This is a genomic window from Oscillibacter valericigenes, assembly GCF_016902445.1.
Lineage (GTDB): Bacteria > Bacillota > Clostridia > Oscillospirales > Oscillospiraceae > Oscillibacter > Oscillibacter avistercoris.
This window is the reverse complement of the sequence record NZ_JACSNX010000099.1, coordinates 1-219: the sequence shown is the minus strand read 5'-3', so window position 1 is coordinate 219 and position 219 is coordinate 1. Positions and strand designations below refer to the sequence as shown.

Sequence of the window (219 nt, the reverse complement as noted above, 5' to 3'; positions counted from 1 at the left end):
GCCCGCCTAACAGTGTCCCCCGACCGGATTCACGGCCGCAGGTTAGAAATTCAGCAATCCAAGAGTGGTATCCCACCGGCGGCTCCACAAAAGCTGACGCCTCTGCTTCTAAGCCTCCCACCTATCCTGTACATGGGTTACCGAATTCCAGTATTAAGCTGCAGTAAAGCTCCATGGGGTCTTTCCGTCTAGTTGCGGGTAACTGGTATCTTCACCAGT

General features: G+C 53.9%; 1 rRNA gene. It reads right to left on the bottom strand.

Annotation, left to right across the window (positions count from 1 at the left end):
- Window positions 1–219: ribosomal RNA gene (locus H9X91_RS14185) — 23S ribosomal RNA — on the bottom strand; the annotation flags it as partial.